The 6099-nt window shown below is 39.7% G+C and carries 9 protein-coding genes; 4 read left to right on the top strand and 5 right to left on the bottom strand.

The genetic code is table 11. The annotated features are described in order from the left end of the window. Nucleotides 1-203: 203 nt before the first annotated feature. The 3 genes from IBX42_RS10875 to IBX42_RS10865 are packed head-to-tail and all read right to left on the bottom strand — an operon-like array spanning nt 204 to nt 2183. Nucleotides 204-386: a hypothetical protein gene (locus IBX42_RS10875; protein ID WP_294932823.1), complete on the bottom strand. Its 183-nt coding sequence runs from the start codon at nt 384-386 to the stop codon at nt 204-206. Between the two features lie 4 nt (nt 387-390). Further along, entirely contained in the window at nt 391-1524 is a 1134-nt protein-coding gene (locus IBX42_RS10870) for a DUF819 family protein (RefSeq protein ID WP_294932821.1), read from the bottom strand. Then, on the bottom strand, nt 1521-2183 hold the full coding sequence (locus IBX42_RS10865) for a peptidoglycan recognition family protein (protein WP_294932819.1): 663 nt from the start codon (nt 2181-2183) through the stop codon (nt 1521-1523). Before IBX42_RS10865 ends, IBX42_RS10870 begins: the two co-directional genes overlap by 4 nt. A 74-nt stretch (nt 2184-2257) precedes the next feature. On the opposite strand from IBX42_RS10865, the gene IBX42_RS10860 reads away from it, so the two are divergent. Beyond that, entirely contained in the window at nt 2258-2635 is a 378-nt protein-coding gene (locus tag IBX42_RS10860) for a hypothetical protein (RefSeq protein ID WP_294932817.1), read from the top strand. A 23-nt stretch (nt 2636-2658) separates the two neighbouring features. Beyond that, a complete protein-coding gene (locus IBX42_RS10855) occupies nt 2659-3402 on the top strand; it encodes a 3'-5' exonuclease (RefSeq protein WP_294932816.1) in 744 nt (247 codons plus the stop codon). Here IBX42_RS10855 and IBX42_RS10850 read toward each other — a convergent pair. Continuing rightward, on the bottom strand, nt 3399-4538 hold the full coding sequence (locus IBX42_RS10850) for a Na+/H+ antiporter NhaC family protein (protein ID WP_294932815.1): 1140 nt from the start codon (nt 4536-4538) through the stop codon (nt 3399-3401). The genes IBX42_RS10855 and IBX42_RS10850 overlap by 4 nt on opposite strands. Nucleotide 4539: 1 nt before the next feature. Here IBX42_RS10850 and IBX42_RS10845 point away from each other — a divergent pair, with 1 nt between their 5' ends. Further along, entirely contained in the window at nt 4540-4713 is a 174-nt protein-coding gene (locus IBX42_RS10845) for a hypothetical protein (protein WP_294932813.1), read from the top strand. Between the two features lie 66 nt (nt 4714-4779). Here the strand turns inward: IBX42_RS10845 and IBX42_RS10840 are convergent, their stop codons facing one another. Beyond that, nucleotides 4780-5403, bottom strand: coding sequence for an acyl-CoA acyltransferase (locus IBX42_RS10840; protein WP_294932811.1), 624 nt, complete (start codon nt 5401-5403; stop codon nt 4780-4782). 121 nt (nt 5404-5524) lie between these two features. On the opposite strand from IBX42_RS10840, the gene IBX42_RS10835 reads away from it, so the two are divergent. Continuing rightward, nucleotides 5525-6099: L,D-transpeptidase family protein (locus IBX42_RS10835; protein WP_294932809.1), on the top strand; the 575-nt coding region annotated here is incomplete at its 3' end.

Genomic DNA, 6099 nt, shown 5'->3' with positions numbered 1-6099 from the left:
TGTTTTCATGCCTTAGATTAAGCAACTTTGATTCCTTGGTGCGTAAGGTCAGTTATTACTTCTTTTTTTGCCATTTTTAAACCTTTATAAGTTTTTGTATTTCTAAAATCTAATTGTTTTTATTATGTGAAGTTAAATCTATATATTTTACCTTTTTTCTCATCAAGATAGGATTTATTAAATTTAAAAAGTCGTTACTATACTCAATTATCAAGCTCACTCCAAAGTTTTTCTATGGGTTGGACTCTGCCTGATTTTACATCTTCAAGCCCTGCTTGAATCGATTTTGTCATCTCATTGGCTTCTACGATTTTTAAAGCTTCTGTCATTTTTTCATACTCATCTTTTGAGATCAGCACTGCTTCAACTTTGTTAATCAGTTTCATTCTCTTACCCCGCCATCCAAACCAAAATATTTCCCACAGCCAGACCGCCGAAAGTTCCGACAAGATACCCCATTACAGCCATTAGCACGCCTACGCCTACAAGTGTTTTGTTGTATGTTGCGGCTAAGATGGAGGCTGAAGCTACTCCGCCTATGTTTGAGAGCGAGGCTATGGCTATGCTGAAGAGATCAAGCTTGAATATCTTTGCTCCTATAACCATTACAAGAGCATGAATGAGCAGGATACAAAAGCCCGCAAAGACTAAAATACCCACGCCGCTAAAGTTCTCAAACACCGCTTTTGAGCCGATGAGTGCTATAAGCATGTAGAGCATGGAGGTTGCAGCTTCACTTGAACCGTTTAACTCTTTTAGCCTTGTAAATGAACCCAGAACTCCAAGTATAGTTGCTAGAATAACCGTTGTCGTAGTGTAGCTTAGAACGACAAACCCGCTTAAGGCTATAAGGTTCGTTGCAAACGCGACGAGTATTGCCAAAAGTATCAAAAGCCAGTATCTCTTTGCTCCGATGCTACATGCGCACCCTATTTCACTCAGTTTTGCCATCTGCTCATGTGAAGAAGTAAAGCTATTGAACCTGTGGGCAAACTGGGTTAAAAAGAGCAGAAACATTATCCACACGGTGTAGTTTACGCTGTCGACTATCAGCGCGTAGCCGAACGCCTCTTGTGAAACACCAAGAGCCGAGCCGACGGCTACCATATTTGCCACCCCGCCCATCCAGCTGCCGCTCAGCGCTCCAAAAGCGGATGCTGTCTCTGCATTAAAATCAAAAACCAACGAGATGAGTATAAATCCAAAAGAGAGCGAAAAGAGCGCCAAAGCATAAGCGATAAGAAGAGATTTTCCAAGTTTAAAAAAGTCTCTTATATCCACCTGCAGAAGCATTAAAAAAAGCATGGCGGGGAGCAGGTTCTGCTTTGTGCTGTTGTATATAGCGTCTATCGCTTCATTTTGCTCAAACACTCCAAAGGAGGCTAGAGACATACTAAAGAGATAGATAAGCACGAATGAGGGAACAAACTTAAAAAATTTTGAGCCGCTTTTTTGCTCTACAAGCGCGATAACTGCGGCAAGAAGTGCTAGAGAGAAGAGGTAGAGAAGCGGCGAGCTAATCATTTATGCCCTTGAATACAAGGCGCGCCTTTGAAACCATTTATCTCTTCTCTTAGCTCATCCATAAAGCGTACTGACGGGTCATCTTTAAATGTTCTGTAGCCATCATCTACCTCAAGCCAGAGCGGTGTGTTCTCAAAGCATCTATACTCATAGTGCCCTATGACATACTCTATGGTATCAAAGCGTTTTTTGAGCTCTTTTACAAGGAAAACATTTGCCCGAAGCTGCTCTTTTGTGAGGTTATCCGCAGAGTTTGCTCCGCCGACGTTCTCTATACCTAAAGAGCTGTAGTTGAGCCCTATTACATGACGCGCCATAAAATCAAGCGGCATAAGCTGATGGATAGTTCCGTCACGCTCAACCATAAAGTGAGCCGAGACATTTAGCGCTCCACCGCTTGTAATATCGGGTCTGTCAGAGGGGAGAGTCTCTGAGGTAAAACGCGAAAGCGAATCGGCGAAATCATCTATTGCCGTATGATGAATAACTATGATTTTTGGAACAATTTTTATATCTTTTACCTCTAAATCGTAGTGCTCTTTAATATACTCTTTACTCAGCCCTACTCTTGTTTTGCCAAATGCGATGGGCGTCTCTTTTATCTGCAATGCCGCAAGAGAAAGCGAGATTAATATAAGAAATAAAAAAATACGTGTCATAGATATACCTCGGAAAATTGATTCTATTATAGCTTTTATATGCTTTTAATGATTATCGATATAATATAATAGTTATGTATAAAAAAGAGATTATAAAACAAAATCTACTAGCAGAACCTCTCAGCCAAAATGCTCTAAAATTGGCACGCGGCATTTATAACACATATATTGCCATGGATGAAGATCCCTCACTGGAGATAAAGCTTCAAAATATTTTCAAACTCCTTGGTCTGCGTCCATGCAAAGAGTCTGTAAAAGATATTCAAGATTTGCTTGAAGAGATAAATGAGCCCCTGGCTATTAGAAACTTCGAGTTTGAGGGCGAGGCAATTCAGCTTAAATTTGTACAATTTTGCACCTACGAGATTGGCGAAGAGACGATAGAAATAGAGCTAAGCCCCGAGTATCTTCATGCTCAAAGTGAATATATGTTAGACTCTTTTCTTTTTTAAAGTAAAAAACAAAAGGTAGAGATTTGGCAAAAAAATATATTATATTAGACACGGAGACAACTGGAGTTGGTGAGTTGGACAGAGTAATTCAGCTTGGATTCATGGTTTTAGGCGAAAAAGAGATTGAGGTTCAAAATGAGTTTTTCTTCTCGGATGTTCCTATCAACTACGCTGCGATGGAGGTTCATGGAATCACTCCCGATATGCTTGAGGGAAAAAGCCCCTGCAAAGAGAGCGCGTCTTATAAAAGACTTCAAGAACTTAACACAAATGAAAACTATCTCATCATCCATAATGCCCCTTTTGACATAGGAATGCTTGAAAAAGAGAGTTTTAAAACCCAGATGAAAGTCATCGACACGCTAAGGGTGGCTAAACATATATTTCCCGATGAAGAGGCGCACAGGCTTCAATATTTCCGCTACAAAATGGGAATCTACAAAGAGGAGCAAAAAGAGGCGGATGCACTCGGCATAACCATAAAAGCGCATGATGCGATAGGTGATGTTTTAGTTCTGAAACTATTTTTAAGCAAACTCAAAGAGAGTGTTTTAGCACGATTTCCAGAGGATAATCCGGTTGAGAAGATGGTCGATTTAACCCTCACACCCATCCTTATAAAATCATTTAATTTCGGAAAGTACAAAGGCAAAACCCTCGTAGAAGTCGCCACAAGCGATGCTGCCTACTTGAGATGGATGTTAAAGAGTATGGAAAATCTTGATGAGGATATGCGCTACTCAATTAACATTGCGCTAGGACTTTAGAAAAAACTAAACACTACAAACAGCACAAGGGCGATTGCCCCGCTGATGAGAGCATATGGCATCTGAGTCCGCACATGCTCTATAACCTCGCAGTCACTCGCCATCGAAGATATGATTGTGGTATCTGAAATTGGCGAGCAGTGATCACCAAAAATACCGCCTGAGATTACCGCCCCGATGCACAGAGCAATATCTGCATCCATAGTAACTGCCATAGGAACTGCAACGGGTATCATTATGCTAAACGTTCCCCAGCTTGTTCCTGTTGAAAATGAGATAACCGAACTTATAAGAAATATCACTCCCGCCAAAAGGTAGATGCTCAAGTTTTCATCTGCCAACGATGCCAAATAGTGGCCTGTTTTAAGCTCTGTCGTAACCTCTCCTATGGCAAATGCAAAAAGGAGTATTAGTGCAATGGGTGTGAGTTTTTTAGCCCCTAAAAATGCGGTTTTGCTCCACATTAAAAAGTTCATATTTTTTGTACCGACAAAATAAAAGAGAGTAAAGATAAGAGTGCTAAGCATTGTATAAAATATAGAGCTAGAACCACTCCCTTTTAAAATATTACCCTCGCCTGTAAGATATAAAAAAACAAAGACTAAAATAACCATCAAGATTATAGGCAGGAGCATATAAGACATACTCACTCCGTTGCTCTGTAGCAAATCTTTATCTTTTGGTATATGCTTTGCGTTTTTCATGGCCCCCAAATCTATGTTAAACCATATAGCCAAAAAGGTAACTACAAGTGCTGCCATTGAGTAAAAATTATATAAAATAGAGTCTATAAGAAGAGAGAGAGCGTCGATATCTATAATGCCCAAAGAGACTTGCGTAGCTATAAGCCCAAGAAGAAGCGCTCCCCAGCCGTTTAGAACTATAAGAGAGCTAATAGGTGCCGATGTCGAGTCGCAGACAAAAGCAAGTTTTGCGCTGGGTATCTTGTATTTGTCACAAAGCGGTTTTCCCACAGCCCCTGAAATTAGAGCCGTAATGGATGACTCCACAAAAATAATAACGCCTACAACGTAACTAAGCACCAATGCAGAACGCGCAGATTTAACAATCTTGGTTTTATGTAGCATATAATCTACAAAACCCTCAATGCCGCCAGATTTTTCAATCAGAGCCATTATGCTTCCAACCAAGATTGCAAAGGCTAAGGTTTTAAGTATCCAAGCTTCTGAAAGTAAAGAGATAAAGAGAGAAAATATATTTTCAAATGAGGCAAAAAATGAGAAGTCGTTTAAAACAAAAACGCCTAGAACTACTCCTCCAAAAAGAGACAACATCACATTGCGTGTATAGAGCGCCAGTGCGATGGCAAGAAGTGAGGGGAAGAGAGAGAGCGCCGAGAGTTCTATGCTGAACCTATCAGAACTCTATAGAGAGCAGAACCAAACCCGGTCTACCGAATATCTCTTTATAGGGCTCGCACTCTTTTTGCTTGAGCTCTTTAAAGCCAAGTTTTTTGTAGTACAAAAGGGTCTCTAATGAACCGATCTCTACTATTGTTTGAGCAATACGGTAACCCTTTAATCTTGCGTTCAAGAGGCTTTTATGCATAAGCGCTTTTAAGATTCCCACATCCATAAAACCCTCAAGCTCCTCCATGTAGTCAAAAATAAGTGTTCTTATATTTATAGGAAATGAACAAATCTCCATAAGCCCCAAATATTCGCTCTCCTCGCCGTCAATTCCTATTTCGCTAAGAGCCTGTAAAAAAACCTCTCTTGTCGCAATTCTAGGCTCATAGCTACAAAGAGAACCAACGCTTTTGCCATCCATCTCTGCAATTAAGAAGTTACTATAGTGGCAGTTCGATTTTGCATTTGTATTTGTTAGTTTTTCTAGATAATTTAAGGCATCTTTATCATTTTTAGTTTTAAAAATCAGATCATAAATCCCGATTTTTTTGTCAGCCCTAGTGCTCTGCAAAATCATTTGTGCTAAGAATGGCGCATCATCACTACTGGCTTTTCTTATATTTATACTCATAAAATTTTTTCCATTTTTAAAAATTAACCTGCCTCATATTTTAGTAATAGTAACATACTTTATGGTAAAAAGTTTCTTAATTATAATAATTTGTCAAATCTTTGTATTTGCGGGCGAGCAAATGGTTTTAGTAGTGGGCGAGGAGTACAACTCCACCAAAGCAGAACTCTACTGTTTTGAAGATGGAGCAAGAGTTTTTGACCCCATCAAAGTCAATGTAGGTAAAAGTGGATTCGGTTTCGGACTGGGAGAAATCAATCTCGCTAGAAAAGAGAGTGAACCGATTAAATATGAGGGGGACAAAAAGGCGCCCATCGGTATATTCAGACTTGAGGCAATATTTGGGTATGAGAAGGATTTAAAGCTAAAAATGCCTTATATACACGCACGAAAGGGTCTTATATGCGTTGATGACTCTGATTCGGAGTTTTACAACAAAATAGTTCAAGAGCCAAAAGTTAAACCAAAAAGCTTTGAAGAGATGAGAAGAGATGACGGACAGTATGAACTGGGGATTGTCGTAGGGCATAACAAAGAGCAGCTTAAAAAAAGAGGCTCTTGTATATTTATGCATGTTCAAAAGTCAAAAGATGCGGCCACGGCTGGATGCACTTCCATGACTCTTGAAGAGATTGAGAAAATAGTCTCTTGGCTTGATGAGAGTAAAAATCCGATTTTAATACAGATTACGAAATC

This window comes from Sulfurimonas sp. (assembly GCF_014859695.1).
Taxonomy (GTDB): Bacteria; Campylobacterota; Campylobacteria; order Campylobacterales; family Sulfurimonadaceae; genus Sulfurimonas.
This window is presented reverse-complemented; position numbering and strand designations above follow the sequence as displayed.